Origin of the sequence: Burkholderia sp. Bp8994 (assembly GCF_003853805.1) — a bacterium.
Classification (GTDB): Bacteria; Pseudomonadota; Gammaproteobacteria; order Burkholderiales; family Burkholderiaceae; genus Burkholderia.
Genome location: NZ_QTQH01000009.1, coordinates 99,197 through 124,484 on the forward strand (window position 1 = coordinate 99,197; position 25,288 = coordinate 124,484).

General features: G+C 68.9%; 26 protein-coding genes. 11 read left to right on the plus strand and 15 right to left on the minus strand.

Annotated elements, in window-relative coordinates; all coding sequences use genetic code 11:
- The first annotated feature begins 39 nt into the window (after positions 1–39).
- The gene (locus DIE04_RS11665) at positions 40–1,083 is read left to right on the plus strand and encodes an AraC family transcriptional regulator (protein ID WP_124520376.1); all 1,044 of its coding nucleotides are present in this window, start codon (positions 40–42) and stop codon (positions 1,081–1,083) included.
- A gap of 52 nt (positions 1,084–1,135) precedes the next feature.
- Positions 1,136–1,645, plus strand: a complete 510-nt coding sequence (locus DIE04_RS11670; RefSeq protein ID WP_044845369.1) for a GNAT family N-acetyltransferase — start codon at positions 1,136–1,138, stop codon at positions 1,643–1,645.
- 8 nt (positions 1,646–1,653) lie between these two features.
- Here DIE04_RS11670 and DIE04_RS11675 read toward each other — a convergent pair whose 3' ends face one another.
- Positions 1,654–2,607 carry a leucyl aminopeptidase gene (locus DIE04_RS11675; protein ID WP_124520375.1) on the minus strand — a complete coding sequence of 318 codons (954 nt, stop codon included), beginning with the start codon at positions 2,605–2,607 and terminating at the stop codon, positions 1,654–1,656.
- A gap of 58 nt (positions 2,608–2,665) precedes the next feature.
- On the minus strand, positions 2,666–2,788 hold the full coding sequence (locus DIE04_RS30105; protein WP_257770953.1) for a hypothetical protein: 123 nt from the start codon (positions 2,786–2,788) through the stop codon (positions 2,666–2,668).
- Positions 2,789–3,259: 471 nt separating this feature from the next.
- On the opposite strand from DIE04_RS30105, the gene DIE04_RS11680 reads away from it, so the two are divergent.
- On the plus strand, positions 3,260–4,510 hold the full coding sequence (locus DIE04_RS11680) for a YbfB/YjiJ family MFS transporter (protein ID WP_124520374.1): 1,251 nt from the start codon (positions 3,260–3,262) through the stop codon (positions 4,508–4,510).
- A gap of 61 nt (positions 4,511–4,571) precedes the next feature.
- Here the strand turns inward: DIE04_RS11680 and hpaC are convergent, their stop codons facing one another.
- Complete coding sequence (gene hpaC / locus DIE04_RS11685) at positions 4,572–5,117, minus strand: 4-hydroxyphenylacetate 3-monooxygenase, reductase component (protein WP_124520373.1); 546 nt, start codon at positions 5,115–5,117, stop codon at positions 4,572–4,574.
- A 333-nt stretch (positions 5,118–5,450) separates the two neighbouring features.
- On the opposite strand from hpaC, the gene DIE04_RS11690 reads away from it, so the two are divergent.
- Positions 5,451–6,083, plus strand: coding sequence for a response regulator transcription factor (locus tag DIE04_RS11690; protein WP_044845365.1), 633 nt, complete (start codon positions 5,451–5,453; stop codon positions 6,081–6,083).
- A gap of 34 nt (positions 6,084–6,117) precedes the next feature.
- Here the strand turns inward: DIE04_RS11690 and DIE04_RS11695 are convergent, their stop codons facing one another.
- The 5 genes from DIE04_RS11695 to DIE04_RS11715 are packed head-to-tail and all read right to left on the minus strand — an operon-like array spanning position 6,118 to position 10,268.
- Positions 6,118–6,861, minus strand: a complete 744-nt coding sequence (locus DIE04_RS11695) for an SDR family NAD(P)-dependent oxidoreductase (protein ID WP_124522008.1) — start codon at positions 6,859–6,861, stop codon at positions 6,118–6,120.
- A gap of 56 nt (positions 6,862–6,917) precedes the next feature.
- Positions 6,918–8,042, minus strand: coding sequence for an amidase (locus DIE04_RS11700; protein WP_124522010.1), 1,125 nt, complete (start codon positions 8,040–8,042; stop codon positions 6,918–6,920).
- Complete coding sequence (locus DIE04_RS11705; protein WP_124522012.1) at positions 8,039–8,635, minus strand: nuclear transport factor 2 family protein; 597 nt, start codon at positions 8,633–8,635, stop codon at positions 8,039–8,041. Before DIE04_RS11705 ends, DIE04_RS11700 begins: the two co-directional genes overlap by 4 nt.
- 8 nt (positions 8,636–8,643) lie before the next feature.
- Positions 8,644–9,021, minus strand: coding sequence for a hypothetical protein (locus DIE04_RS11710; RefSeq protein ID WP_011356094.1), 378 nt, complete (start codon positions 9,019–9,021; stop codon positions 8,644–8,646).
- A 53-nt stretch (positions 9,022–9,074) separates the two neighbouring features.
- Complete coding sequence (locus DIE04_RS11715) at positions 9,075–10,268, minus strand: acyl-CoA dehydrogenase family protein (RefSeq protein WP_124522014.1); 1,194 nt, start codon at positions 10,266–10,268, stop codon at positions 9,075–9,077.
- Positions 10,269–10,395: 127 nt separating this feature from the next.
- On the opposite strand from DIE04_RS11715, the gene DIE04_RS11720 reads away from it, so the two are divergent.
- On the plus strand, positions 10,396–11,952 hold the full coding sequence (locus tag DIE04_RS11720) for an ATP-binding protein (protein WP_124522016.1): 1,557 nt from the start codon (positions 10,396–10,398) through the stop codon (positions 11,950–11,952).
- Positions 11,953–12,086: 134 nt separating this feature from the next.
- Here DIE04_RS11720 and DIE04_RS11725 read toward each other — a convergent pair whose 3' ends face one another.
- The 3 genes from DIE04_RS11725 to DIE04_RS11740 all read right to left on the minus strand — a co-directional run bounded on the left by DIE04_RS11725 (position 12,087) and on the right by DIE04_RS11740 (position 14,575).
- On the minus strand, positions 12,087–12,473 hold the full coding sequence (locus DIE04_RS11725) for a 2-hydroxymuconate tautomerase family protein (RefSeq protein WP_044845361.1): 387 nt from the start codon (positions 12,471–12,473) through the stop codon (positions 12,087–12,089).
- Between the two features lie 318 nt (positions 12,474–12,791).
- Positions 12,792–13,292 (minus strand): aromatic-ring-hydroxylating dioxygenase subunit beta, encoded by a 501-nt coding sequence (locus DIE04_RS11735; RefSeq protein WP_124520368.1) that lies wholly within the window; start codon positions 13,290–13,292, stop codon positions 12,792–12,794.
- A complete protein-coding gene (locus DIE04_RS11740) occupies positions 13,292–14,575 on the minus strand; it encodes a Rieske 2Fe-2S domain-containing protein (protein ID WP_124522018.1) in 1,284 nt (427 codons plus the stop codon). Before DIE04_RS11740 ends, DIE04_RS11735 begins: the two co-directional genes overlap by 1 nt.
- 139 nt (positions 14,576–14,714) lie before the next feature.
- Here DIE04_RS11740 and DIE04_RS11745 point away from each other — a divergent pair, with 139 nt between their 5' ends.
- From DIE04_RS11745 to DIE04_RS11755, 3 genes are all read left to right on the plus strand, one after another.
- Positions 14,715–15,635 (plus strand): LysR family transcriptional regulator, encoded by a 921-nt coding sequence (locus DIE04_RS11745; protein WP_124520367.1) that lies wholly within the window; start codon positions 14,715–14,717, stop codon positions 15,633–15,635.
- A gap of 545 nt (positions 15,636–16,180) precedes the next feature.
- Positions 16,181–16,519, plus strand: coding sequence for a hypothetical protein (locus DIE04_RS29740; RefSeq protein ID WP_185500347.1), 339 nt, complete (start codon positions 16,181–16,183; stop codon positions 16,517–16,519).
- 9 nt (positions 16,520–16,528) lie between these two features.
- Positions 16,529–16,765, plus strand: a complete 237-nt coding sequence (locus DIE04_RS11755) for a hypothetical protein (protein ID WP_124487663.1) — start codon at positions 16,529–16,531, stop codon at positions 16,763–16,765.
- 58 nt (positions 16,766–16,823) lie between these two features.
- Here the strand turns inward: DIE04_RS11755 and DIE04_RS11760 are convergent, their stop codons facing one another.
- Positions 16,824–17,804, minus strand: coding sequence for a PDR/VanB family oxidoreductase (locus DIE04_RS11760; protein WP_124522020.1), 981 nt, complete (start codon positions 17,802–17,804; stop codon positions 16,824–16,826).
- A gap of 211 nt (positions 17,805–18,015) precedes the next feature.
- A complete protein-coding gene (locus DIE04_RS11765) occupies positions 18,016–19,419 on the minus strand; it encodes an MFS transporter (RefSeq protein ID WP_124522022.1) in 1,404 nt (467 codons plus the stop codon).
- Positions 19,420–19,829: 410 nt separating this feature from the next.
- On the opposite strand from DIE04_RS11765, the gene DIE04_RS11770 reads away from it, so the two are divergent.
- The gene (locus DIE04_RS11770) at positions 19,830–20,960 is read left to right on the plus strand and encodes a porin (RefSeq protein ID WP_124522024.1); all 1,131 of its coding nucleotides are present in this window, start codon (positions 19,830–19,832) and stop codon (positions 20,958–20,960) included.
- Positions 20,961–20,992: 32 nt separating this feature from the next.
- On the opposite strand, the gene DIE04_RS11775 is transcribed toward DIE04_RS11770, so the two are convergent.
- Both DIE04_RS11775 and DIE04_RS11780 read right to left on the minus strand, forming a co-directional pair.
- Positions 20,993–22,024, minus strand: coding sequence for a LysR family transcriptional regulator (locus DIE04_RS11775; RefSeq protein ID WP_124522026.1), 1,032 nt, complete (start codon positions 22,022–22,024; stop codon positions 20,993–20,995).
- A complete protein-coding gene (locus DIE04_RS11780) occupies positions 22,021–22,995 on the minus strand; it encodes an AraC family transcriptional regulator (RefSeq protein WP_124522028.1) in 975 nt (324 codons plus the stop codon). The genes DIE04_RS11775 and DIE04_RS11780 overlap by 4 nt, the downstream gene beginning before the upstream one ends.
- 149 nt (positions 22,996–23,144) lie before the next feature.
- Between DIE04_RS11780 and DIE04_RS11785 the strand changes: the two genes are divergently transcribed.
- Positions 23,145–24,251, plus strand: a complete 1,107-nt coding sequence (locus DIE04_RS11785) for an NAD/NADP-dependent octopine/nopaline dehydrogenase family protein (protein ID WP_124520361.1) — start codon at positions 23,145–23,147, stop codon at positions 24,249–24,251.
- Positions 24,248–25,258: a 3-hydroxybutyryl-CoA dehydrogenase gene (locus tag DIE04_RS11790; protein ID WP_124522030.1), complete on the plus strand. Its 1,011-nt coding sequence runs from the start codon at positions 24,248–24,250 to the stop codon at positions 25,256–25,258. The genes DIE04_RS11785 and DIE04_RS11790 overlap by 4 nt, the downstream gene beginning before the upstream one ends.
- The last annotated feature ends 30 nt before the right edge of the window (positions 25,259–25,288 follow it).

Genomic DNA, 25,288 nt, shown 5'->3' on the forward strand with positions numbered 1-25,288 from the left:
AGTATTTGGGCCAAATCGGCGCTTCGAGGGTTTCTCCGCATGAGCTTCTGGGACTTCACCCGGAGTCCGGCCAGCGCGCGGCTGCTGGTCGATTTCGGCGACGAACGCGGCGTGCCGCGCGCGAAGTTGCTGGCCGGTACAGGGCTCGCGGACGCGCAGCTCGACGATCCGAACGTCGAGGTGACGGCCGCGCAGGAACTGCGGCTGACCGGCAACCTGCTGCGCGCGCTCGGGCGCGCGCCGGGCCTCGGGTTCGAAGTCGGGCAGCGCTATCACTTCTCCGCGTACGGCGTGTGGGGCTACGGGCTGATCGCGAGCGCGACCGCGCGCGACGCGCTGGCGCTCGCGATGCGCTTCCTGCCGCTCACGTATGCGTTCACGGTGATCACGTACCGCGAGGAACTGCAGACGGGCGTGCTCAATTTCGGCGCGCCGGAGCTTGATGCCGACCTGAGCCGGTTCCTCGTCGAACGCGACATGGCGGCTGCGGCCGTGCTGCTGCAGGAAATCGGCGGCGGCGATTTCGCGTTGTCGCGCTTCACGATGCAGGCCGCGAGCGCGGCGAGCGCAGCCGCGTTCGCACCCGCAGCGCGCATCGCGGGCGTCGAACCTGCGTTCGGCGCCCGCGCGAACAGCCTCGCATTCGACCGTGCGTTTCTCGACCGGCCGCTGCCGCATGCGAACCCGCTGACGGTCTCGATGTGCGAGCAGATGTGCAGCCAGCTGGTCGAAACGCGGCGCGCGCGGCTCGGCACGTCGGAGATGGTGCGGCAATATCTGACGGCGACGCCCGGCAACGTGCCGTTCTCGCTCGAGGACATGGCGCGGCTGATGAACACGAGCCCGCGCACGCTGAAGCGCCGGCTGCAGGAAGAAGGCACGACGTTCAGGGTGTTGCTCGCGCAGGCGCGCGGCGCGATGGCCGAGACGCTGCTCGGCGATGCGCACCTGTCGCTAACCGAAGTGGCCGAGCGGCTCGGCTTCAGCGACCTGTCGAGTTTCTCGCAGGCGTTCAAGCGCTGGTATGGTGTGCCGCCCGGCACGTATCGCAGCGGCCTGCTGCGCGACGGCGGCTCGCCCTGACGCAGTGTCGCGCCACGCGCGCATTCCCCAACCCCTTCACGAGAGGACCCGCATGATCACGCTTCGCCCGATGACCGAAGACGACTTCCCCCGCTTCTGGCCCACGTACCACGCGATCGTCGCCGCGCAGGAGACCTACGCATTCGATCCGGCGCCCACGCGTGAAGCCGCCCGCGCGCTGTGGCTCGATGCGCCGCTTTGCACGTGGGTTGCCGAAGAGGATGGCGTGCTGCTCGGCTCGTACTTCCTGAAGGCGAACGCGGCCGGCCCCGGCAATCACGTGTGCAACTGCGGTTACATGGTCAGCGAGGCCGCGCGCGGCAAGGGCGTCGCGCGCCTGATGTGCGAGCACTCGCAGCAGGTGGCGCGCGAACGCGGCTTCCTCGCGATGCAGTTCAATTCGGTGGTCGCGACGAACGAGGTGGCGGTCGCGCTGTGGCAGAAGCTCGGCTTCGAGATCGTCGGCCGCCTGCCGCGCGCGTATCGTCACGCGCGGCTCGGCTTCGTCGACTGCTTCGTGATGTTCAAGTGGCTCGGCGACGCGGCGGCCGCCGACGCCTGATGCCAAGGTCAGACGGCGAACGCGCCGTCGAACACGATCCGCTCGTCGAACGCGAGCGTGCCGCGCGCGAAGATCAGGTCGAGGTGGTGACTGCCGTTCGCGCCGCCACCGAGGCCGAGATGCAGGCCCGGATGGCGTTCCTCGAAGCCGGCGTTGCGGCCGTATAGCCCGCGGATGCCCAAGTTCGTGCCGATGCCGAATTCCTCGATGCGCCGGTGATTGTCGTGCCGGTCGAGGTACGACGCGAAGTCGCGCCGGAAGCCCGTGTCGTCGCTGTCGAAATCGACGATCAGGCTGTCTTCGACATGCAGCGTCGCGAGCCGCTCCGTCACGCGGTACTTGATCGCGAACGGCACGGTGCCGAGGAACGTGCCGCTGAACACGATCGAGCCGTGCAGGTCGGTGACGTGCGTCGCGATCTCGCCGGGCACGACGTCGAGATTGCCCATCCCGTCCACGCTCGTCCATTTCTGGTCCGGCGCAAGCGAGCCGGTCAGCGTGTTGCCGGCTTCGTCGATGAAATGGATCTGCGATGCGCGCGCGGCCGCTTCGATCAGCCGGCCGTTGCGCGCGGCGATGTCGTCGAGCGATTCGGCGAACGCCTCGTCGAGATGCGGGCCGTAATCCTTGAACAGCACCGACTTGCTCCAGTGCCTGACGATCGCGGGACGGATCGCGGCCAGGAACGGCGGGCCGCTCGGCGACGGCGTCGGCAGGCACGACGAGTCGTACAGCAGCACGAATAGGTCCGCGTGCGTGAGCGCGGCGGCGATGTCGGCGGGCGGGGTGGTGTCGAGGCAGAGGATCGTCGCGTCGAGCGAGTCGGGCAGGGCGGAAAACGCACGCAACGCGGTGTCGCGGTTGCGGCTGTCGCAGCCGACCAGCAGTTTGCCCGTCTCGCCGCGTGCGAGCTTGTCGCGCAGCGCCGGGTGATACCCCAGCGCACGGTGCAGGTTCAGCATGCGTGTCTCCGGAGGCGGCGGAAGGGCCGCGGCCCTTCCGCGGGAACGGGCTGGCCGCTCAGACCGGCCAGAGCGCGGTGCCGAACGGCACCACGGCATCCTCGACCATCATCTCGACGGCCTCGGGGTGCGTGTCTTCCTGCATCCAGTCAAGCAATTCGATCTGCCGGGTTTCCTGCATGTCAATTCTCCTGTGGTGAACATGAGCGATTCAACATGAAAGCGCGGTAACGGGATTACCGCGGCTCATCCGATGTTTTTTGAATACCGGACGAGTGGCGTCGATATTAGTCTGATGATTTGGTGAATGCAATGCGTGGCGAGGTTTTTAGCCGCGGCGTGCTAAACATGCGGGTTCGCTACATTTCGCGCGGTGAAGGCGTATGAATCCAATCGCAAAACCCGAGGATTTTTTTCGAATATCGGGGCCGCGATCGATTGATTGATTCATTCAAGCGATTTTTTGAATCGCGAGTTCAATCGTGTCGATCATTTCGATTTCCGCCATTCACGAACAATGCGCGCGGTTATCGTGGACGCGAACCGGCTTCAGCGGTTTTCTGGCACCATCTGACGACCTCGCGCGCGGGCCGCAGCCGCGCGCCTGCCGCCGTCCCGGCGGCACGATGCGAACCACGATGGAGACACCGCGATGCGCGCAACGCCGCAACCGGAGCACGCCGGGCCAGCACGACAGGACGCCGGCGCCACCGAACCCGACCGCATGACCGCGTGGCGGCTCGCGATCTGCCTGTCGCTCGGCAGCGCGATCGCGCTCGGTCTCGCGCGCTTCTCGTACGCACTGCTGCTGCCGCCGATGAAGGCCGATCTCGGCTGGACCTTCGCGCAGGCAGGCGCCTTGAACACGGCCAACGCGGCCGGCTACCTGATCGGTGCGCTCGTCTTTCCGTTGCTGTCCCGCCGCTGGCGCACCGGCACGCTGCTGGCGGCCGGCTGCGCGCTGACCGCGGCGCTGATGGCCGCATGCGGGCTCACGTCCGGCATGAACGCGCTGCTCGTCGAGCGGCTCGCGACCGGCGTCGGCAGCGCGCTGATCTTCATCAGCGGCGGCGTGCTGGCCGCGCGGCTCGCGTCCGCAGCGCCGCGCGACGCGGGGCTGCTGCTCGGGCTCTATTACGGCGGCACCGGGTGGGGCATCGTCGCGTCGTCGCTGCTCGTGCCCGCCACGCTCGTGCAGCGCGCGCACGGCTGGCAACCGGCATGGTTCGCGCTCGCGTTCGCATGCGTGCTGTTCTCGGCGATCGCCGTGTCGGCGGCGCGTCGCATCGAGCATGCGCACGCGGCACCGGCCGCGCGGCGTGGCGGTGCCGCGCCGGCGGCGACCGCGAGCCCCGCGCGCTTCGCACTCGCGCTCGCCGGCTACGGCCTGTTCGGCGTCGGCTACATCGGCTACATGACGTTCATCGTCGCGCTGCTGCGCGGCGCGGGAATGAGCGGGACGGTCGTGTCCGCGTTCTACGTGATGCTCGGCGTCGCGACCGTCGTGTCGGCGCGGCTGTGGTCGGGGCTGCTCGACCGGATGCATGGCGGCCAGGCGCTGGCCGTGCTCAACGCATTGCTCGGCGTGGCGACGCTGATGCCGGCGCTGTTCGTGCATCCGGCGGCCGCGTTCGCGTCGGGCGTGCTGTTCGGCGCGACGTTCCTGTCGGCGGTCGCGTCGACGACCGCGTTCGTGCGCCACAACCTGCCGCCGGAAGGCTGGGCGAAGGGCATCAGCGCGTTCACGACGATCTTCGCGTTCGGGCAGATCGCCGGGCCGGTCGCGATCGGCTGGGTGTCCGACAGCGCGGGGCTTGCGCGCGGGCTCGTCTATTCGGCGCTGACGCTGTTCGCGGGCGCGGCCCTCGCGGCCGGACAGCGTGCATTGAGGGCGTCGGCGTAGCCGATCGGGCCTGCAACGACCGGCGAGCGCGACAACGTGAGTGCGACCGTTACCGTTCCCGTTACCGCACGCAGGCCGTGCGCGACACGCGATGAAACGCGCGGCTGAAGTAGATGAGGCTGTCGCCGTCGTTGCGCACGCGAATCGACGTCGCCTCGATGAACATCACCGAATGCGAGCCGACTTCCTTCATCTCGGCGATCCTGCCCTGCAGGCTCGCGAGCGCATCGCGCAGCACGGGGACGTCCTGCTCGCCGCGATCCCACACCGGCAATTCGAAGCGGCGTTCCATCGGCAGCTCGGTCATCCCCGCGAAATGGCGCGCGAGCAGTTCGTGCTCGGCCGGCAGCACGTTGATGCAGACCTGACGATTGCGCTCGAAGATCGCATGCATCGCGCTCGACCGGTTCAGGCACACGAGCAGCGTCGGCGGCGCGTCGGTGACGGAGCAGACGGCGCTCGCGGTGATGCCGCAGCGGCCGTGCGGCCCCGCGGTGGTGATCACGTTGACGGCCGCGCCGAGGTGGGCCATTGCCTGCCGGAAGGCCTGTTGCGCGTCGGTGGGGGCGGCGCGTGCCGGTTGCGGGGTATCGGTCGTTGCGGACATGGGCGCTCCTGGGTGAATGAGGGCGGCGAACGTGCGCATTGTCGATGCGGCAGCGGATCGTCGATGATGAACCAAGCGTACGTCGCGAAAAAGCCGGCGAACATTCGCACGATTGACGATGAAGATGGCGTTCCCGCCAACGCATCTAAAGGTTCTACCTAGATGCGCGATACGACGCGCGAAAAAAAGTGCGATCGGGCGTTCGAGCGGTACGTAAAGGGGTATTCAGCGCATTTTCGGCTCGTTATGATGTGCCGCACACCCCCGACGAACGACGCTTGCCTCACCCGCGGCGCGTGCGATACCGATACCGATATCTTGCGAGACAACCCGATGACGTCACCCGCTCCGATCGTATACATCGTCGACGACGACAGCGGCATGCGGACCTCGCTCGCGTGGTTGCTCGAATCGGTCGGCATCGCGTCCGAGGGATTCGCGAATGCCGCCGATTTTCTCGCGCGCTTCGACGTGAACCTGCCCGCGTGCCTGGTGCTCGACGTGCGAATGCCGGAGAAAAGCGGATTCGACGTGCAGGCGGAACTGAACGCGCGCGGCGCGACGCTGCCGGTGATCTTCGTCAGCGGACACGGCGACATTCCGATGTCGGTGCGCGCGCTGCAGAACGGCGCGATCGACTTCGTCGAGAAGCCGTACAACTCGCAGCAGATGCTCGAGCGCGTGCAACGCGCGCTGCGGCTCGCGCAGCAGCGGCACGCGGTCGGCCAGCGTCACCGCGAGCTGCGCCAGCGGCTCGATGCGCTGACCGCGCGCGAGAAGGAGGTGCTGCGCGGTGTCGTCGACGGCAAGGGCAGCAAGCAGATCGCGTCGGACCTGTCGATCAGCGTGAAGACCGTCGACGTGCATCGCGCGAGCATCAAGGAGAAGCTCGGCGCGACGTCGATCGCCGCGCTGGTGCGCGACGTGATGGTCGTGTGGGGCGACGACGGGGAGTCGTCGCGCTAGCAGATTGCACCGCACGCTCGACGCATGCCGCCGCTCAACGCATGTACAACCCGCCGTTGATGTCCCAGCACGCGCCGTTCGCGAAATGCGCGTCGCCCGACGCGAGCAGCATGGCCGCATCGGCGACGAAGCCGGCCGACCCGAGCTTGCCGCCCGGCAGGCTCGCGAGCACCTGCCGCAGCTTGTCCGGCGCGACGCTCTCGTACACGATCGGCAGGTCGAGCGGCCCCGGCGAGATCGCGTTGACGGTCACGCCCTGCGCGGCAAGGTCGCGCGCGAACACCTTGGTCAGCGTCAGCGTGCCGCCTTTCGCGGCCGCGTAGTGCGCGCCCGTCGCCGAGCCGCCGTTCTGCCCGGCGAGCGACGCGATGTTGACGATGCGGCCCGCGCCGCGCGTCGCGAAGTACTGGCCGAACACCTGGCAGCCGAACAGCACGCTGCGCAGGTTCACGTCGATCACCTGGTCGAACTGCTCGGCCGTGATCTCCATCGCGGGCACGACCTTCGATGCGCCGGCATTGTTGACGAGCACGTCGATCGCGCCCCAGCGCGCGACGAGCGCATCGCGCGCGGCTTCGAAATCGCGTTTCGACGTGACGTCGAGCGGCAGCGCGACTGCGCGTGCGCCGCTCGCGTCGAGGTCGCGCGCATGCGCGTGAATGGCGTCGACGGCGATGTCGGCCAGCGCGACGCGATAGCCGGCCGCATGAAAGCGTTCGGCGATGACGGTGCCAAGCCCGCGCGCGGCGCCGGTGACGAGGACGACTCGGTCTGACATGGTGCGTGATTCCGTTGGTTCGCGGATCGTGGCCACAGCCGCGCCCGCATCGTGGTTCATGCGGCGAGCGCCGCTTCGAAGTGCGCGGCGACCGCGCACACGTGTTCGTCCGCGCCCTTGCGTCCGACGATCTGCAGCCCGGCCTTCAGCGGCGTTCCCGCGAGCGGCAGCGGCAGGCTGAGCGCCGGATGGCCGCTCAGGTTGAACGGCCGGATCAGCGACGACATCGCAATGACCGATACGCCGTCGCGTGCCTGCCGAAGCGTGATCGGCAGCGCGGGCAAGGTCGGCAGCACCAGCACCTCCGCGCGCTCGAGCGCGGCATCGACCTGCGCCGTGAAGCGCGCACGCACGGCTTCCGCTTGCGCGAGCGCGGCGGGGGGCGTCGTCGCGGCCGAGCGCAGCCGCGCATCGAGATCCGCGCCGAGCTTGCCGGTTTCGACGAGATGACCGAATGCACGCGACGTTTCCGCATTGATGACGGCAAGCCCCGCGGTGAACGCATCCTGCATCGCATCGAGCACGACGTCGTGCGTACGCAGGCCCGACGCGCCAATCGCCGCGTCGAGCGCGGCCGCGATGGCCGGCTCGGCTTCGACGATCACGCGTGCGATCGTGCAGCCGGCAACGGGTGCCGCCGCGAGCGCCCGGTCGAAGCCCGGCGCGATGGCGGCCATCACGGCCGCAAGCGTGCGGATGTCGCGCGCGAACGGCCCGACACAGTCGAGCGTGGTGACGTCCGGCGCGACGCCGCGTCGCGACACGCGGCCGAACGTCGGCTTGAGCCCGGCCACGCCGCAGCAGGCGGCCGGCCCGCGGATCGAGCCGCCGGTGTCGGTGCCGAGCGCGGCGTCGACGGCGCCGAGCCCGACGAGCGATGCCGACCCGCTCGACGAGCCGCCCGGGATGCGCGTCGGATCCTGCGGATTGACCGGCGTGCCCGTGTAGTCGTTGATGCCGGTCATGCCGAACGCGAGCTCGTGCATGTTCGCCTTGCCGGCGATCTGCCAGCCGGCGTCGAGCAGCAGGCGGACCACGTCCGCGTGCTGCGCGGCGGGCGCTGCGTCGGCAAGCGCGCGGCTGCCCGCGCGGGTCGGATGGCCGGCGATGTCGATCGTGTCCTTGATTGCGATCGTCGGGCCCGGGCCGCCCAGCGTGAAGGTGTCGATGAAGCCTGTCATGGTCGATGGCGTGCGAGTTGCGGTGAAGGGGGGCAGGCGAGCGGCGCGGCGGCGAGCGGCCACGGGCCGTCGAGCACGCGCTCGGTGCGGAAATGGCGGATCAGCCAGGTCGCGCCGTCGGCGGCCGGCGCGAAATCGATGGTCAGCCGCGCGGCGATCAGCTCGGCCGTGCCGTCGGCGTAGCGCGACGCCTGCAGCATGATCCAGCGGCCGCGCGCGCTTGCATGATCGGCGCCGACGTCGATCGACTCCGACGTCAGGAAGTGCAGGTTCGCCGAGAAATGTGGTTCGGGCGGCAGGTAGCGGCGCAGCATCGCGACGATCGCGTCCGTGCCTTCGAGGCGGCCGAACTTGCGCGCGTACTGCGGGCCGATGCCTTCCCACACCGCGTCGGCCGTGAATAGCGCGGCGAGCGCCGGCCCGTCGCCGGCATCCTCCGGCACGTCGCACAGCGCCATGTAGCGCGTGATCGTCGCGCGCACCGCGCGTTCGGCGTCGAGCATCGCCACGCGCCGCGCGAGCGCGTCGAGCGCTTTGACGGCTTCGCGTGCGTCGGGCGCTTCGAGCGCGCGCGTCGAATCGGGTCCGGTCATCGCGCGCCTCACGCCGCGGGCTTCGCGGCCGGCGGCACGGTCAGCGCACGGCCGACCCGCGCCTCGATCTTGCCGTAGCGCCACAGGTTGTATTCGCCGACGGGCGTCGTGCGATACAGGTTGCATACCGCGACCGTCGTGTCGAAGTCCGCGACGTCGGCCATGATGTAGAACGTCCACGGCGCGCCGTCGGCCTGGCCGACGACGAGGCGATCGTCATCCATCACGCCGAGCACGCGCACGCCGGGCATCGCCTCGACGGCGGCGAGCATCGCGCCGTACGCTTGCCACACTTCGCCGATCTTCTCGCGCGGCAGGTCGAAGAAGTTTTGCGACACGCCGCAGCAGAACAGCACGCGCAGCGGCAGCGGATTCGAATCGGACATGAAAGGTTCTCCTGAAGAATGCGTTGTGCGGCGTCGAAGCGAATCGACGCGGATTACAGATAGCCGGGAAACGGCGTGACGCCGGTGAACACCGCACCCGCGCCGTCGAAGTTGCCTTCGCTGAGAAACGCGTGCTGCGTGACGACCATCGCGTCGCGCAGCAGGCGCTGCAGCGGATGCGTTCGATAGATCGCGGCCGTGCCGCCGAGGCGGTACGCGCGCTCGACGACGCTCGCGCCTTCGCGGGCGATATGCGTGGCCGCGAGCCGCAGCAGGCTGACCTGCTCGGGCGTGACCGGGTTGCCGGCCAGGATCGATTGCCAGACCGAGTCGGTCGTGTCGTAGAAGAACGCGCGCGCCGAGCGCAGCTGCGCTTCGGCCTTCGCGAGCTCGATGCGGAAATACGCGCGATCGGCGAGGCGCGGGGCGCCGGTGGTCGTCTGGCGGCCGCCCGACATCCGGTTCGCGACGTCGAGCGCCGCGCGGGCCAGCCCGAGGTTGACCACGGCGAGCACCTGCGCCGCATACGCGACGGTCGGATAGCGGTACAGCGGCTCGTCGACGGTCGGCTCGCCGCCGCGCACGAAGGTCCACGCGTCGGGCACGAAGCGGTCGTCCACGCGCAGGTCGTGGCTGCCGGTGCCCTGCATGCCGACCACGCTCCAGTTCTCGACGATCTCGACGTCGGCGGCACGGAACACGGCCGTGCGCGGCTTGTTCGGCGCGGCGTCCTGCGCGCCGGGCACCGCGATGCCGACGCCGAGCCAGTCGGCGCCCTTGCAGCCGCTCGCGAATTTCCACGTGCCGTTCACGCGCCAGCCGCCGGGTGCCGCCTGCGCCGGCTGGACCGGGAACAGCCCGCCCGCGAATACCTGGTCGGGGCCGCCCGCGTACAGCTCGGCCTGCGTGGCGAGCGGCAGCGCGGCGAGATAGACGTTGGCCGAGCCGAAGCTCGCGACCCATGCGGCCGACCCGTCGGCAGTCGCGATCCGCTCGATCATGTCGAGGAACGCGGTGGGCGCGAGCGCATCGCCGCCGAAGCGGCGCGGCGTGCCCGCGCGATAGATGCCGGCCTCCTTGAACAGCGCGATCACGTCGCGCGGCACGTGTGACAGGCGGTCGAATTCGTCGCGGCGCGCGGCGACGGTCTCGATCACCGCGTCGAGCGGCGACACCCGCGCGACCGCTTCGCGGACCGCATGCGGCGAGGGGGACGCGGCGTCGATGGCGAGGGCGGCGTTGGGCATGAGTGGCTCCTGGGAATGGGGTTCGAAAGACGATGCAATCAGTCTAGAAACGCCGAAAACACGCAGCAATTGGTGCGTAAGGCCGCGCGACTGGTGTGGCTCCGTGCCGGACTAAAGAAATCTTCAGATGCGGGCCGTGCACGCCGGTGCTATGTTGGACATCCGGCCGCGCGACGCCGCGCGCCTTCAACCGAATCCGCTCATGAGCTTCCCCGACGAAGACGATTTCCACCGGCTGCTCGACGCATTGACGACCTGCGTGCTGCTGCACGACGCGCAGACCAAGGCGATCGTGTGGGCGAACCGCGCCGCGTGCATCGCGCTCGGCTTTTCCGTCGAGGAGCTGCTGCCGCTGAAGGCGCCGGACATGACGCGTCCCGAACCGAAATACCGGCGCGAGATCGGCGTGGGCGCGATGGATCGCGCGATTGCCGAAGGGCGCCCGCAGGTGTACGAGTGGTGCTATCGGTCGCGCACCGGCGTCGACATGCTGTCGGAGGCGATCGCGACGCACGTGCCGCTGCGCGGGCGCGACGTCGTGATGGTGCAGTTCCGCGACATCAGCGCGGAGGAGGCGATCCGTCAGCAGTTGCGCCGCTACGAGGCGCGGCTGCGCGAATTCATGCAGGACCTCGACGAAGGCATCGCGGTCGTGACGCCGAACGGCGGCGCGCAGTTCATCAGCGAGTCGGGGCGCCGCGTGCTCGGGCTCGCGCCCGACGAAGCGCTCGGCGGCGTGCTCGACTACTGCACCGCGGCCGATCGCGACCGGCTCGTCGCGCAGCTGCGCGATGCGCCGTCGACGTGCCCGTCCGAGCCGCAGCGCTACCGCTTCGTGCGGCGCGACGGCTCGGCGTGCTGGCTGCGCATCACGTGCCGGCAAGTCGAGATCGAAGGCGACCTCGACGGCTTGCTCGTGCATTTTCGCGACGTCAGCGACGAAGTCGCGATCGAGGAGGCGCGCCGCGCCGAAGCGCGCATGCTCGAATACGCGGGCCGCTACAACGCGATGGGCGAGATGGCGACGGTGATCGCGCACGAGCTGAGCCAGCCGCTCGCGGCCGTGCGCAACTTCATCGAGGGTGCGGTGCAGCGGCTGAACACGCGCGGCGCCGTCGACGATGCGATCTGGGGGCTGCGCAGCGCGGACCGGCAGGCCGAGCATGCGGCGCTGATCATCAAGAGCGTGCGCGAGTTCATCGTGAAGCGCGAGCCGGTCGTCGCGCTCGCCGACCTGCGCGAGATCCTCGCCGACGTCGCGTATTTCATCGAGCTGCGTGCGAAGGAAGCGGGCGTGACGGTCGCGATCGTGCAGGCCGACAGGCCGCTGCCGATTCGCTGCGAGCGTGTGCTGATCGGGCAGGTGATCCTGAATCTGGCCTTCAACGCGATCGAGGCGTTCGCCGGGTGCGCGCGCGCGCCGTGCACGCTGACGCTCGGCACCGCCGACGTCGGCGGCCACGCGGAGCTGCGGGCGATCGACAACGGGCCTGGTATCGCCGAAGGGGCGCACGACCGGCTGTTCGACGGTTTCTCGTCGTCGAAGGCCGGCGGCAACGGGATCGGGCTGTCGCTGTGCAAGAGCATCGTCACGCGTCATGGCGGGCGCATCGGCGCGAGCCCGGCCGAAGGCGGCGGGCTCGACTGTCGCGTGACGCTGCCGCTTGTCGGTACGCAGGCGTAACCGGTGCGTCGCGGCGCAAGCGTAACGGGCGCCATGCACGTCGCGCGCGTCACGCGTATCACGCGTATCACGCACATCGCGCACATCGCGCACATCGCGCACATCGCGACCGGGCAGCGACGCGCTGCACACGATCAGCGCCCCAGCGCCCGCGCGGTTTGACCACCGATCCCGAAGTCGGTGTTCGGGATGTCCTTGATGATCACGCGCGTCGCCTGCAACGGCGCATCGAGCACGTTCGCGCCGGCGTCCGACAGCGCCGCGATCAACGCGCGTTTCTGCTCGTCGGTGCGGCCGGCGATCAGGATCGCGACGATCACCGGCAGCGACGGCGGTGCGCCATCGGCGGCCGTGCGGCCGCCAAGGCCGATGTGCGTGGCGGGCAATTCGGTGAGCAGGACGCGCACCGATTCGAGCGGTGCGCCGATCGCGTCGACGGTCGCGCCGCTGAGCCGCGCGATCAGCTCGGCCTTGCGCGCGTCGTCGTGGCCGGCCGGCAGAAAAACTTCGAGTGTGGGCATGGTCGTCCGGAAAGGTGAAGGTGGCCGGCTCACCGTTGCGCTGGCGACGGCGAACCGGTGGCCGCTTGCAGCAGGAAGCCGATCTCGCTGCGCGCATCGGTCGAGCCGATCAGGTGGACGACCGTTTCCGCATTCGAGTGTGGGCTGGGTCGTCCGGAAAGGTGAAGGTGGCCGCCTCACCGTTCCGATCGCGCCGAGTGATTCGGCCGAACCGATCGGACGGACGACCGTTTCCGCATTAGAGTGTGAGCATGAGCGTCCCGAAAGGTGAAGGTGGCCGGTTCACCGTTGCGCTGGCGACAGCGAACCGGCGGCCGCTTACAGAAGGAAGCCGATCGCGCTGAGTGCCTCGGTCGAGTCGATCAGGCGCACGACCTTCTCCGCTATCCGCATTTCGCCGTCCGGGTCGATGTGCAGCTTGTGCGTGACGTCGGCCGCGAACAGCGTCGCGACGCCGCGCTTGTACGCGACGACGACCTGCGCGGATTTCAGCTCGACCATGCCGGCACTGCTGCTCTCCAGCGTGAAGCGCGACACGGTGCGCACCGTGCGCGCCGCGTCGGTCGCCGACGCCGAGTAACCGGACAGCATCCGCTGCACGCGCTTCTCGCGCATGTCCTGGTCGTCGAACACGTAGTTGAGCGTCGCCGCGAAGTCGGTGGTGTCGGGATCGATCGGCACCACGTAGTGACCGGCCGGATCCCACAGGTCGAGCCATGCGCGATAGTCTCGGCGGTCGAGCAACTCGGCTTCGCGCCACACGAATTCGACCGCGCGGGCGAAGGTCTGCTCGGAAAAGAGGGCGTTGCGGTCGTCCATTACTGTTGCTCCATCATCTTGCGCCATTGCTGGTAGGCCTCGCGCATGCCCGTCTCGTCGGTCGCATGCGCGGTCTTTTCGCCGTTCGCGGCGGTCGTCTCGCGGTTCAGCCCGCGGTTCACGAGGATCGGCACGTCCGGCCCCGCATGCGCGCCGCGCTGCACGCGCTCCCATGCTTCCGCGTCGTCGGGGCTGCCGAAGCCGAACGGTCCCTGGAAATGCTCGTGAATCCGCAGCCGCTCGCGATTCGCTTCGTCCGGGCCGCCATCCATCGCGAGCGCGACGTGACGGATCTCGGTTTCGTTCGCGGAGATCGGCCGCAGCACGCGGAAGAACGCCATCGACAGCGCGAGGTTCGGAAACAGGTTCAGGTTGAAGCCGACCCCCATCAGCGAGCGCACGATGCGGCGCACTTCGTCCGGCGTGTGGCGCTCGGCGAGCTTCGCCGCGAGCGGCGCGAAGCGTTCGGGCAGCGGCGCGCCGTCGTCCTGGTCGAGATCGATCAGCTCGGGCATCAGCACCGCGAGGCTGTGACCGTTGCCGAGCCCGCGGCAGAAGGCGTCCTCGCTCGTCATGAAGCTCGTGATCGCGGCCGCCGTTTCGTCGTCGATCGACTTCATCCACGACTTGTGCACGACGGGGAAGTGATAGAGGTCGGTCGTGTTCTCGAGCTGGATCTTCCAGTTGCCCTTGAACTTGAACTTGTGCTCGCCGTTCGCCTTGATCGGGTAGCCGGCACCCTGCTTCATGAACAGGTCGATCCACGGCTTCGCGCCGCCGAGGAAATCCGCAAGCGGTTCGATGGCGTCGTTGAAGCTCGCGAAGATCAGCCCCTGGTACACGCCCACGCGCAGCTTCACGAGCGGCAGGTCGCCTTTCTCGCACACGCCTTCGTAGCCGTCGCCGTACGGCAGCGCGCGCAGCGTGCCGTCGAGCGCGTACGACCAGCTGTGATACGGGCACGTGAAGCCCTTCGCGTTGCCCTTGTGCGATTCGCACACGGTCGCGCCGCGGTGGCGGCAGCGGTTCTGCAGCACGTTGATCTCGCCGGTCCTGTCGCGCACGACGATCACCGGCTGGCGGCCGATCGTCGTCGTGACGAAGTCGCCCGGGTTCGGCAGCTCGCTCTCGTGCGCGACCCAGATCCAGGTGCGGTAGAAGATGCGGTCGAGCTCGGCCTCGAACAGCGCGGGGTCGTGATACATCGCGGGCGCGATGCGGTCGGGCTGCGCGAAGCCGTGCAACGCGCGGGTGTCGATCGTCTGGGTGGGAATGTCGCTCATCGTCGTCGTGGGGAAAGAGTCGCGAAATCGGGCCGCGTCACGCGCGGCATCGGGTACCCAGTCTCGTCTTCCTCTACATATCCGTCAAATTGATCTAAAATTGCCGATCAAATAAATGCGGCAAATGATGGAGGTCACGATGACATCGGTCGATCATCTCGATCTGAACCTGTTGCGGGTGTTCCAGGCGATCGTCGAGGAGCGCAGCCTGACCAAGGCCGGCGAGCGGCTCGCGCTGTCGCAGCCGGCCGTCAGCTATTCGCTCGGGCGGCTGCGCACGCTGTTCGACGATCCGCTGTTCGTGCGCACGCGCGCGGGGATGCAGCCGACGCCGGTCGCGCTCGAACTCGCGGGGATCGTCGGCAAGGCGCTCGACATGGTGCGCGTCGCGCTGCGCTATGCGGAGCGTTTCGATCCGGCGTCGAGCACGCGCACGTTCCGGCTGTCGCTGTCGGATGCGGGCGAGATGGCGTACTTGCCGGCGATCTGCCAGGCGCTGCGCGAGCGCGCGCCGCGCGTGACGCTCAGCGTGCAGCCGCTGCCGGTGGAGGAGATCGAGGAGGCGCTGCGCGCGAGCCGGCTGGACTTCGCGATCGGCAACCTGCCGGAGCTGATGCCGCGCACGCGCCACCAGCTGCTGTTCGAGGAAACCTACGTGTGCATGACGGGGCGCCGGCGCGGGTTGCCGGCCGGTGCGGCGCTGAGCCTCGAGCAGTTCGTGCGCGCCGCGCACGTCAACGTGAAATCGGTCGAGCACAGCCACCACGCGCTCGACGACGCGTTGCGCGCGCAGGGCGTGGGCCGCAACATCGCGCTCGAAGTGCCGCACTTCGTCGCGCTGCCGAGCGTGCTGTCGGTGACCGATCTCTATGCGACGCTGCCGAAGCGGCTCGCGCGGATCCTGAACCGCGACAACGCGTTCCGGCTCTACGAGCTGCCGGTCACGCTGCCGCCCGCGTCGGTCACGATGCACTGGCACGAGCATTTTCACGAGGACGAGGGGATCGCGTGGATGCGCGCGCTGCTCGCCGAGATCGTCGAGCGGTTCGACGACGCGTGACGGTCGGGCTGCGTGAGCGCGTCAGAGATCGAGGAGGACTGCTAAAGTATCGGCTTCGAAGTGCTAGGCCTGACGTTGAGAGAGCAACGTTATGTTCTGCAAAGCCGATACGGAGAACAGGATTCATGGCTTCAGTGACGATTGATCTGGGTGCCGGAAAGCGCGCTACGCTCACGCGTGCGTCACGTTCAAGCGGTACCAGCTTGTCCGCCAGTCAACGCAGCGACGTGTCCGAATTAATGTTGCACTAGCCGAAATACAGTGGTCTGACCACGAACGTGCTGACATACCTTCGCCAACTTGGCCTAGACGCACTCCAAGGCACTCCGCTTGATGCGCTCAAGGCTGCCATCGAAAATGGACGCGTGGCGGTACAGATCGAACGACAAGCGGTTGGTGGTGGGGGTTCGGCTGGAGGTTCTGCCACAACTCCGCCATTCCCAAAAGCCAATAGGCTCGCCAGTGTGCCGAGAATGGCCCCGCTACCGATAGACAAGCCCTTGCCTGGTTGGGCGACACCCAGCGATGTGTCTGCGGGCGAGCTCATGAGCTATCTGCAGAGTGTTGTCTCGGGCGGTGCAGGTGGTGCGGCCGCGATGGCGGGCGGCGCGGGCTTCGCTGATTCGACTTCGCTCAGTGAGGCATCGCCATTCGATTTTTCGCCAGATGCGTTGGGAGACGCGGTTCAAGTCGCGGGTGTCGACCGAGGCGATATGATGGCCTGCGACATCATCAAGGCTGAGTGCAAAGGCTCAGTGTTGCGCGAGTTCCCAGGGCAATATCTGAATTCGACGCTCAACGAGATTCAAGGTGATGCGAGCGATGGCATCAAAGAGGCGCGTAAGGCGCTCAACTTGCTCAACGATAACCGTTTCAAGAAATAGGTGCCCGACATGACCCCCAACACACTGTTCGATCTGCTCGATCAGCTCGAATCTGCGAAGATCCACTACACCCTGAGCCGCAACCGACCGGATACGGTGCTGGTTTCGATCACGGTGGTCGGGATGCGGGTAGAGGTTGACGTGTTCCGAGACGGGCACACCGAGGTTTGCATCTTTCGCGGCACGGAGGAACCCACGGACGATGCGAATGAGCTCGAACGTATCATCGAAGCAAATCGGGATTGATTGCTGAGCGCCGCCCGCCCGCATCTTCCGACGCATTGCACCGATGATACGGGGCGCATCACAGATCGAGAACGAGCACCGCCGAGCGCGCCCGCGACACGCAGCAGCAGATCACCGTGTTGCTCGCGCGCTCGGCCTTGCTGAGGCAGTGGTCGCGATGATCCGGCTCGCCGTCGAGCACCGGCACCATGCAGGTGCCGCACACGCCTTCGCCGCATGACGTATCGACCTCGACGCCGATGCGCGCGAGCGCGTCGACGATCGACGTGCCGGGCGCGACGCGCACCGCTTGGCCGCTGCGCCGCAGGCGCACTTCGAAGCCTTCCGCCGGGGCGGCATCGACAGCGGCGTCGGCCGCGACGGGTTCCGCCGCGAAGCGTTCGAGGTGAATCGCGTCTTCCGGAAGCCGCGTGGCTGCCGCCGCGACGACGGCATCCATGAACGGCCCGGGCCCGCACGTATAGACGTGCGCTTTCGCGTCGATCGACTCGACGCAGCGGCTCAGTTCGGCCGCGAGCGCATCGGGTGCGATCCCGTAATGGAAGGTCACGCGCGACGCGAACGGTTCGGCCGACAGTTCGTCGACGAAGGCCGCGTGTTCACGGCTGCGCGCGAAGTAGTGCAACCGGTAACGCGCGCCGCGCTGCGCGAGCGCGTACGCCATCGACAGCAGCGGCGTGATGCCGATCCCGGCCGCGACCAGCACATGCTCGCTCGCGTCGTCGGCCAGACGAAACAGGTTGCGCGGCGCGCCGATCGACAGCTCGGCACCGACGCGCACGTCGTCGTGCAGCGAGCGCGAGCCGCCGCGCGACTGCGCTTCCCTCTTCACCGCGAACAGGTAGCTGCCGCGCTCGTCGGGGCGGCCGCACAGCGAGTATTGCCGTGTGACGCCGGACGGCGCGGTGACGTCGATATGGGCACCCGGCTCGTACGCGTCGAACGGCTGGCCGTCGACGCGCGAGACCCGGAAACAGCGGATGTCCTGCGCCGCGTCGATCAGCGCGTCGATCCGGACCTGGTGGCGGTTCGCTTGCATGGGGTGTTCCGTGGGGTAGAAGAAACCGGCGCGGCGGATACCGCGCCGTCATGCAACCGAGAATAAGGACGGGCATCGCATAAATCAAATCGATAAAAAAGCGATGCCAGAATCAGTGGGGTGGATGATGGTCGGCGACCAGCATGACGGCCGCGGCGTCGACGATCGCGCAGGCGGTGCGCCGAACACGCGATCGCTGAACAGCGCGACTTCAGCGTGCGGCCGCGGCGCGGCCACCGTCGACGGCCGCCTCAGCCGAAGCCGAAGCCGACGCATGGCCGCGTTCGCGCTCGAGGCTGCGTCGATACTGCCGGCAGCCGACGGCCAGCAACATCGCGGCGAGCGTGGCCGCCGCGATGTTCACGATCGACATCGAATGGCCGACCGCCGCCGGCGCGCCGAACACGCGATCGGTGAACAGCGCGACGACGGTCGTGCCGATCCCGAGCGCGATCAGGTTCGACACGAGCAGGAACAGCGCGGAGATCTGCGCGCGCATCTGGTTCGGCGCGAGCGTCTGCATCGCGGCGGTCGACGTCGGCATCGGGAACGACGCGAAGAACATCGCGACGACGAGCATCGCGAGCGATGCCGGCAGGCTGTCGAGCTGCGTGAACAGCGTCGCGGGGATCACCATGCACGCGGCGCCGATCGCACCGGCGCGCATCGGCGCATCGGTGCGGCCGCGGCGCAGCAGCCAGTCGTTGAGCCAGCCGCCGCAGAACACGCCGGCGGTATTCGCGACGAGCAGCACGATGCCGAGCGTGTAGCCGGCTTCGACGGCCGTCATCCCGAAGCGGCGGATATAGAACGCGGGCGTCCAGCTCAGCAGGCAGTACAGTGTCATCGCGTAGAACGAGAAGCCGAGATAGTGGCACGCGAAGGTCGCGCGATGCGTGCCGACGAAGCGCAGCGAATCGCGCATCGACACGCGCCGCACGGCGCCCGAGCGGTCCTGCGCGAGCCCCTTGCGCTGCGGGTCGCGCACGGTCGCGGCGAACAGCAGCGCGACGAGGATCCCCGGCAGCCCGACGATCAGGAACGTGACCTGCCACGCATGCACCTGCCCGACGACCGGCAGCGTGAACGCGCTCGCATGCTTGAGCAGCGCGATTACGTAGCCCCCGATCAGGAACGCGACGCCGCCGCCGATGAACGAGCCGAGCGAATACACGGCGATCGCGCGGCCGAGCTTCTCCTTCGGGAAGTAGTCGGCGAGCATCGAATACGCGCCGGGCGACAGCGCGGCCTCGCCGATGCCGACTCCCATCCGCGCGACGAACATCTGCACGAATTGCTGGCTGAGCCCGCATGCGGCGGTCGCGACGCTCCACAGCGCGATGCCGAGCGCGATGATGCGCGGGCGCGCGTAGCGATCGGCGAGATACGCGACGGGCAGGCCCATCACCGCGTAGAACAGCGAGAACGCGAAGCCGTTGAGCAGGCTGAACTGCGTGTCGGTCAGGTGCAGGTCGCGCTTGATCGGTTCGATCATCAGGACGAGCACCTGGCGATCGACGAACGAAAAGACATACGCGAGCATGCAGATGACGACGACATACCATTCGTACGTATAGCGCTTGCCGTCGGCAGCGCGGGCCGTGGGTGCGGACATGCGGATTCTCCAGGAGCGGGCGATGGAAAAGCGCGGCGCGGGCCTCGCGGGCCGGGTGCCGTCGCGGTGCGAAAGCGTGCGGGTGACACGATCGGAGACGCAGCGTAGTCGGCCAAATTCGGCCGCCATAGCCGGAGTGACAGCCGCGCCACACGGACATTTACCGACGCGGATAAAGAAAACACCGAGGCCGTGCGCGCGGGCCGCCGCGCGGCGCACGTGCGGCGGCGCGTGCGCGCATCATGCGGCGCGTCTATAAGCGTTATAGAGCGCATTGCGTCGACGTCCGAAATTGTCGTTCCTAGACTCGGCCCGTTTTTGATCGGCAGCGTTCGCATCCGAATGCGAACGCGCTTCATGTCAAACGGCGCGATGCCGACAAGCGCCGGCATTTCCACGGGACGACCAAGATGAACCATTCGAACGGGCGGGCCGACCGGCTTGCCGTACCGCTTGCCACGCTGGCGGCCGCGCTCCTTGCGTGCGCATCGCTGCCGGCTGTCGCGCAATCGAGCGTGACGCTCTACGGCCGCATCGACACCGCGATCGAATATGCGAACGCCGGGCCGAGCCACGTGATGCGCGTGGGCAGCGGCAACCTGTGGGCGTCGCAGTGGGGGCTGAAGGGTGTCGAGGATCTCGGCGGCGGCTACGCGACGATCTTCAAGCTCGAGGACGGCTTCAACGCGGCGAGCGGCGCGCTGTCGAACGGCAGCGCGCTGTTCGGCCGCGAGGCGTGGGTCGGCATCACCGGGCCGTTCGGCGGCGTACAGTTCGGCGAGCTCTACACGATCGTGCACACGACGCTCGTCACGTACAGCCTGCCCGGGCTCGGCGCGGGCCTCGCATGGGGCAACGCGACGAACAACTTCGTCGGCCCCGCGTTCCTGCGCGTGCGCAACTCGCTGCGCTACACGTCGCCGCGTTACGCGGGCTTCATGCTGCGCGCGATGGCCGCGCGCGGCACCAACGGCACGGCCGGCCAGCCGGCGACGCTCGGCGACACGTACGGCGCGGGCCTCAACTACGTGCGCGGCGGGTTGTCGGTCGACGTCGACTACATGCAGCAGAAGTTCAGCCCGGTGGCGGCATCCGCGCTCGGCGTCACCAGTTCGGCCGCGAACGGCAACTACACGGTCGGCGCGATCTCGTACGACTTCAACGTCGTGAAGGTCGCCGCGCTGTACATGCGGCATCGCGGCGGCCCCGACGTCGCGGCCGCGATCGACAGCCAGAGCGCGTATCCGCACAGCGACACGATGGAACTCAGCGCGACGGTGCCGATCGGGCGCGCGTCGCTGCTGCTGAGCATCGGCCACTACCGGAAGGTCGCCGACAGCGACGGCAACGCCGATTCGTACGGCATCCGCTTCGACTATCCGCTGTCGAAGCGCACGGTGCTGTACACGGGGGCCGCGATGGTGCGCAACGGCGCGCACGCGCGCTTCGTCGTCAATGGCGCGGCGGGCGGCGGCGTCGCGGTCGCGAAACCCGGCGCGACCGCCAGCTCGATCGTCGCGGGCATCCTCACGGCGTTCTGACCGCCGAGGCCGGCCTGCGCCCGCCCGCGCCGCTATGCGCAGGCGGGCGGTTGCGGCGCGAGCCATGCGTCGAACGGTGCCTGCCGGCCGATGTCGAACAGCTCCAGCAGCAGCGCGCGCAGCCAGCGATGGCCCGGGTCCGCATCGAAGCGCCGGTGCCAGTACGCGTTGACGGCCCATTCGCCCGCGTCCGCGATCTCGTAGAGCGTGCACGGCTGGCGCGCCGCGAACGTGAGCGCGACGGTCTCCGGCAGGATCAGCGCGTAATCGCCGTGTTCGAGCAGCGCCGGCACCACCAGGAAGTCCGGCAGCGCCGCCCGCACGCGCGGCATCAGGCCGTGTCGTTCCAGCAGCTGCATCGATTGCGGATGCGCGGTCACCGCGACGAAGCGCAGCGCGTCCGGCGCGTCGCCGTCGAGCACGAAACCGCCGGGCAGCGCGAGGCGCTGCGCGGTGCGGCGCGGCATCAGCAGCACGCAGCGTTCGTGCAGCAGCGCGGTCCGCTGGAAATGGCTCGAGGCATCCGCGAAATGACCGAGCGCAAAGTCGATGCGGCCCGATTCGAGCGCGACGTTGAGCTGGCATTCGTCGACATGCAGCGTCTCGATCACCGCGCCCGGCGCGCGCCGGTCGAATGCCGCGAGCAGCGTCGGCAGGAACGCGCTCGCCGCGAAGTCGCTCATATGCAGCCGGAACACGCGCTGGGTGCTGTCCGGCGCGAAGCGCGAGCCTTCGTCGAGCACGTCCTGCAGGATCGCGAGCGCCTTGTCGACCGATAGTGCGAGCCGTTGCGCGCGCGGCGTCGGCTCGACGCCGGTGCCGGTGCGCACGAACAGCGCGTCGCGAAACATCAGGCGCAGCCGGCCGAGCGCGTAGCTCACCGACGGCTGCGTGACGCCGAGCCGCAACCCTGCGCGGCCGACGTGCCGTTCTTCGTACACCGCGCGAAACGTCTTCAACAGGTTCAGGTCGAGGTCCTGCACGCGCAGGCCGTCGGGCGCGTCCGCGTCGTGCGCCGCGGGCTCGGGGCGGGCCGGCGGCCGGCCGGTGGCGAAGTGCGTCATGGTGCTTGCCTCGCGGTGACGGAAGGCAGGTGGCCGTAACGCCGCGCATACGCCTTCGCGAAATGGCCGAAGCCGTGAATGCCGTGCGCGATCAGCACGTCCGTCACGCTGCGCGCGTCGCCGCGCTGCAGCGCGGCGTGCACCGCGGCCAGCCGGCGCTCGCGCACGTAGGCGGCCGGCGTGGTGTTCAGGAACGCGCGGAACGCATGCTGGAGCGTGCGCGGCGCGACGCCCGCGACGGTCGCCAGCGCGGCGAGCGCGAGCGGGTCGCCCAGGTGCGCGTCGACGTGGTCGCACGCGCGGCGCACGTGCGCCGGCAGCGGCGGCGTGCCGCGCGCGAGCGCGGCGCTGTACGAATGCGGCAGGTGCGTGAGCAGCAGCGCCATCAGCCACGCGGTGAGATCGGCGCCGAACGTCGTGATCGACGTGCCGATCCCCGGCTGCGCGCCGAGCCGGCACAGGTATTCGAAGGTCGGCAGCACGAGCGCCGCGCCCGCACCGTTGCCGCCGGCCGCGAGATCGAACTGCAGCGGCCGCGTGAGCGTCGTGTGCAGCATGTCCTGCAGCTTGCGCTCGAGTGCGCCGCGTTCGAGCCGCAGCACCAGGTTGCGGCAATCGGGGCTCGTGCTCAGGCGGCTCGCGAGCGCCGGCGACGACACCGTCAGCTGGCCCGGCCCGGCGCGTGCGACCACGTCGCCGGCCTGCAGCTCACATGCGCCCGACAGCGTCAGCCGGAACAGGAAATGCCCGGCATCGTCGCCGAACTCGATGCGCGTCTCGCGGCCGTAGCAGAGCTCGAGCAGTGCGCCGTGATGCAGCGGCACCTCGTACAGCTCCGCATGAAACGGATCGCGGCCGCGCGCGGCCATCCGATGCGGCCCGAGCCGGTGCGCGACCGCGCGTTCGACTTCGTCGGGCGCATGCAGCGTGCCGAGCCGGTTCGGCGCATGTCGGGAAAGGGCGATATCCATGCGGTGGCCTCGTGTCGGATGGATGGATGCGACGTCGTGCGCGTCGCCGCGATTGCGTTGCGCGAACGGGCGCGCCGTTGCGCGTTTTGAAGCGACGCGATGTGCGCCGCCGCGTAGTCTCGGCAACACTCACTCACCGGGAGACGACGATGAAGGTATGTGTACTGGGCGGCGGCCACGGCTGCCATGCGGCCGCGATCGACCTGTTCGAGAAGGGCCACGACGTGACGTGGTGGCGGCGCGACCGCGAACCGCATGCGCGGCTGCGCGAGCTCGGCGCCTTGGAGGTGACCGACTATCGCGGCAGGCGTGCCGTGCCGCTCGGCGACGCACCCGGCGCGATCCGCCTGAGCGACGATCTCGCGGCCGCGCTGCGCGGCGCGCGGCTTGTCGTGGTGCCGCTGCCGGCCGTCTCGCACGATGCGCTCGCCGCGCAGGTCGCGCCCCTGCTCGAGGACGATCAGGTCGTGTTCCTGCCGCCCGGCACGTTCGGCAGCGTCGTGTTCGCGCGTGCGGCGGCCGATGCCGGCAACCGCGCGCGCGTCGCTTTTGCCGAGACCGGCACGCTGCCGTACCTGGTACGCAAGCATGGCGACAACGCGGTCGTGATCAGCGCGTATGCGACGCGCCTGCCGACCGGCGTGTTTCCCGCGAACGCGGCGGCCTGGGCGTTCGACGTGCTGCGCGCGGGCTACCCGTCGGTCGAGCCGGTCGAGGATGCGCTGTCCGGCGCGCTGATGAACGCGGGCCCGGTGATTCATCCGCCGCTGATCCTGATGAACGCCGGGCCGCTCGAACACTTCGACGCGTGGGACATCCACAACGAAGGCACGCAGCCGTCGATCCGCCGCGTGACGAATGCGCTCGATGCCGAACGCATCGCGGTGCGCGAGGCACTGGGCTACCGCGCGCCGCATTTCCCGCTGGCGGACCACTACGCGACCGACGGCGACGAATGGATGTACGGGCGCGGCGCGCACGGCAAGCTGACCGACAGCGGCGACTGGCGCGAGAAGATCGATTTGCGCACGCATCGCTACATGCTCGAGGACACCCGGCTCGGGCTGTCCTTCATCGTGTCGTGCGGGCGCTGGGCCAACGTGCCGACGCGCGTTGCGCAGGGGCTGCTGAGCGTCGCGTCGGCGGTGACCGGCCGCGACCTGTATGCGCAAGGGCGCACGCTGGAGGCGCTCGGCCTCGCCGCGCTGTCGCGCGACGCGATGCGCGCGCTGCTCGATGCGGGGTACGCCGCATGACGCCCGCCGCCGACGTGACGCGCGTGCACGTGCTCGGCGCGGGACGCATGGGGCAGGGGATCGCGCTCGTCTTTGCGTTCGCGGGCCTCGACGTGACGCTGATCGACTTCAAGCCGCGCGACGCGCAAGGCCGGCGCGTATTCGAGGATCGCACGCGCGGCGAGATCGCGCGGCCGCTGCATGCGCAGGTGGCTCTCGGCCGGATCGATGCCGACCAGGCCGCGGCCGTCGTCGCCCGCATCGCACTGGTCGCGCGTGAGGGCGCGGCGCCCGCCCTGCGCGACGCCGGCATCGTGTTCGAAGCGCTGCCCGAAGTGCTCGACGCGAAGGCCGACGCGCTGCGCTGGCTCGGCGCACATGTCGATGCGCATGCAACGATCGCGTCGACGACGTCGACGTTCGTCGTCACCGAGTTGCAGCGCTATGTCGCGCATCCGGAACGGATGCTGAATGCGCACTGGCTGAACCCGGCGCTGCTGATGCCGCTCGTCGAGATCAGCCGCAGCGACGCGACCGATCAGCGGGTCGTCGACGCACTGGCCGCGCTGCTCGAACGCGTCGGCAAGAAGCCGGTGATCTGCGGGCCGGCGCCCGGCTACATCGTGCCGCGCATCCAGGCGCTCGCGATGAACGAGGCGGCACGCATGGTGGAAGAGGGCGTCGCGAGCGCCGAGGACATCGACATGGCGATCCGCACCGGCTTCGGCCCGCGTTTCGCGGTGCTCGGGCTGCTCGAGTTCATCGACTGGGGCGGCTGCGACATCCTGTACTACGCGTCGACGTATCTCGCCGGCGAGATCGGCCCGCGCTTCGCGCCGGCCGACAGCGTCGTGCGCAACATGGCGGCCGGGCGCGACGGCGTGCGTAGCGGCGCCGGGTTCCACGACTATGCGCAGGCCGACGTGCCGGCCTACATGCGGCAGCGGCTCGGCGAATTCGCGCGGCTGCTCGACCACCTGGGACTGGCGCCCGAGTTCGACGGCGCGCGGCGCAGCACCGACGCATAGCGCGGTCGTCGCGGCCGGGTGCGATCGTCG

Coding starts and splice junctions, on each gene's coding strand:
- DIE04_RS11665 (WP_124520376.1), top strand. CDS start 40: ATGAGCTTCTGGGACTTCACCCGGAGTCCGGCCAGCGCGCGGCTGCTG.
- DIE04_RS11670 (WP_044845369.1), top strand. CDS start 1,136: ATGATCACGCTTCGCCCGATGACCGAAGACGACTTCCCCCGCTTCTGG.
- DIE04_RS11675 (WP_124520375.1), bottom strand. CDS start 2,607: ATGCTGAACCTGCACCGTGCGCTGGGGTATCACCCGGCGCTGCGCGAC.
- DIE04_RS30105 (WP_257770953.1), bottom strand. CDS start 2,788: ATGCAGGAAACCCGGCAGATCGAATTGCTTGACTGGATGCAGGAAGAC.
- DIE04_RS11680 (WP_124520374.1), top strand. CDS start 3,260: ATGCGCGCAACGCCGCAACCGGAGCACGCCGGGCCAGCACGACAGGAC.
- hpaC (WP_124520373.1), bottom strand. CDS start 5,117: ATGTCCGCAACGACCGATACCCCGCAACCGGCACGCGCCGCCCCCACC.
- DIE04_RS11690 (WP_044845365.1), top strand. CDS start 5,451: ATGACGTCACCCGCTCCGATCGTATACATCGTCGACGACGACAGCGGC.
- DIE04_RS11695 (WP_124522008.1), bottom strand. CDS start 6,861: ATGTCAGACCGAGTCGTCCTCGTCACCGGCGCCGCGCGCGGGCTTGGC.
- DIE04_RS11700 (WP_124522010.1), bottom strand. CDS start 8,042: ATGACAGGCTTCATCGACACCTTCACGCTGGGCGGCCCGGGCCCGACG.
- DIE04_RS11705 (WP_124522012.1), bottom strand. CDS start 8,635: ATGACCGGACCCGATTCGACGCGCGCGCTCGAAGCGCCCGACGCACGC.
- DIE04_RS11710 (WP_011356094.1), bottom strand. CDS start 9,021: ATGTCCGATTCGAATCCGCTGCCGCTGCGCGTGCTGTTCTGCTGCGGC.
- DIE04_RS11715 (WP_124522014.1), bottom strand. CDS start 10,268: ATGCCCAACGCCGCCCTCGCCATCGACGCCGCGTCCCCCTCGCCGCAT.
- DIE04_RS11720 (WP_124522016.1), top strand. CDS start 10,396: ATGCGGGCCGTGCACGCCGGTGCTATGTTGGACATCCGGCCGCGCGAC.
- DIE04_RS11725 (WP_044845361.1), bottom strand. CDS start 12,473: ATGCCCACACTCGAAGTTTTTCTGCCGGCCGGCCACGACGACGCGCGC.
- DIE04_RS11735 (WP_124520368.1), bottom strand. CDS start 13,292: ATGGACGACCGCAACGCCCTCTTTTCCGAGCAGACCTTCGCCCGCGCG.
- DIE04_RS11740 (WP_124522018.1), bottom strand. CDS start 14,575: ATGAGCGACATTCCCACCCAGACGATCGACACCCGCGCGTTGCACGGC.
- DIE04_RS11745 (WP_124520367.1), top strand. CDS start 14,715: ATGACATCGGTCGATCATCTCGATCTGAACCTGTTGCGGGTGTTCCAG.
- DIE04_RS29740 (WP_185500347.1), top strand. CDS start 16,181: ATGAGCTATCTGCAGAGTGTTGTCTCGGGCGGTGCAGGTGGTGCGGCC.
- DIE04_RS11755 (WP_124487663.1), top strand. CDS start 16,529: ATGACCCCCAACACACTGTTCGATCTGCTCGATCAGCTCGAATCTGCG.
- DIE04_RS11760 (WP_124522020.1), bottom strand. CDS start 17,804: ATGCAAGCGAACCGCCACCAGGTCCGGATCGACGCGCTGATCGACGCG.
- DIE04_RS11765 (WP_124522022.1), bottom strand. CDS start 19,419: ATGTCCGCACCCACGGCCCGCGCTGCCGACGGCAAGCGCTATACGTAC.
- DIE04_RS11770 (WP_124522024.1), top strand. CDS start 19,830: ATGAACCATTCGAACGGGCGGGCCGACCGGCTTGCCGTACCGCTTGCC.
- DIE04_RS11775 (WP_124522026.1), bottom strand. CDS start 22,024: ATGACGCACTTCGCCACCGGCCGGCCGCCGGCCCGCCCCGAGCCCGCG.
- DIE04_RS11780 (WP_124522028.1), bottom strand. CDS start 22,995: ATGGATATCGCCCTTTCCCGACATGCGCCGAACCGGCTCGGCACGCTG.
- DIE04_RS11785 (WP_124520361.1), top strand. CDS start 23,145: ATGAAGGTATGTGTACTGGGCGGCGGCCACGGCTGCCATGCGGCCGCG.
- DIE04_RS11790 (WP_124522030.1), top strand. CDS start 24,248: ATGACGCCCGCCGCCGACGTGACGCGCGTGCACGTGCTCGGCGCGGGA.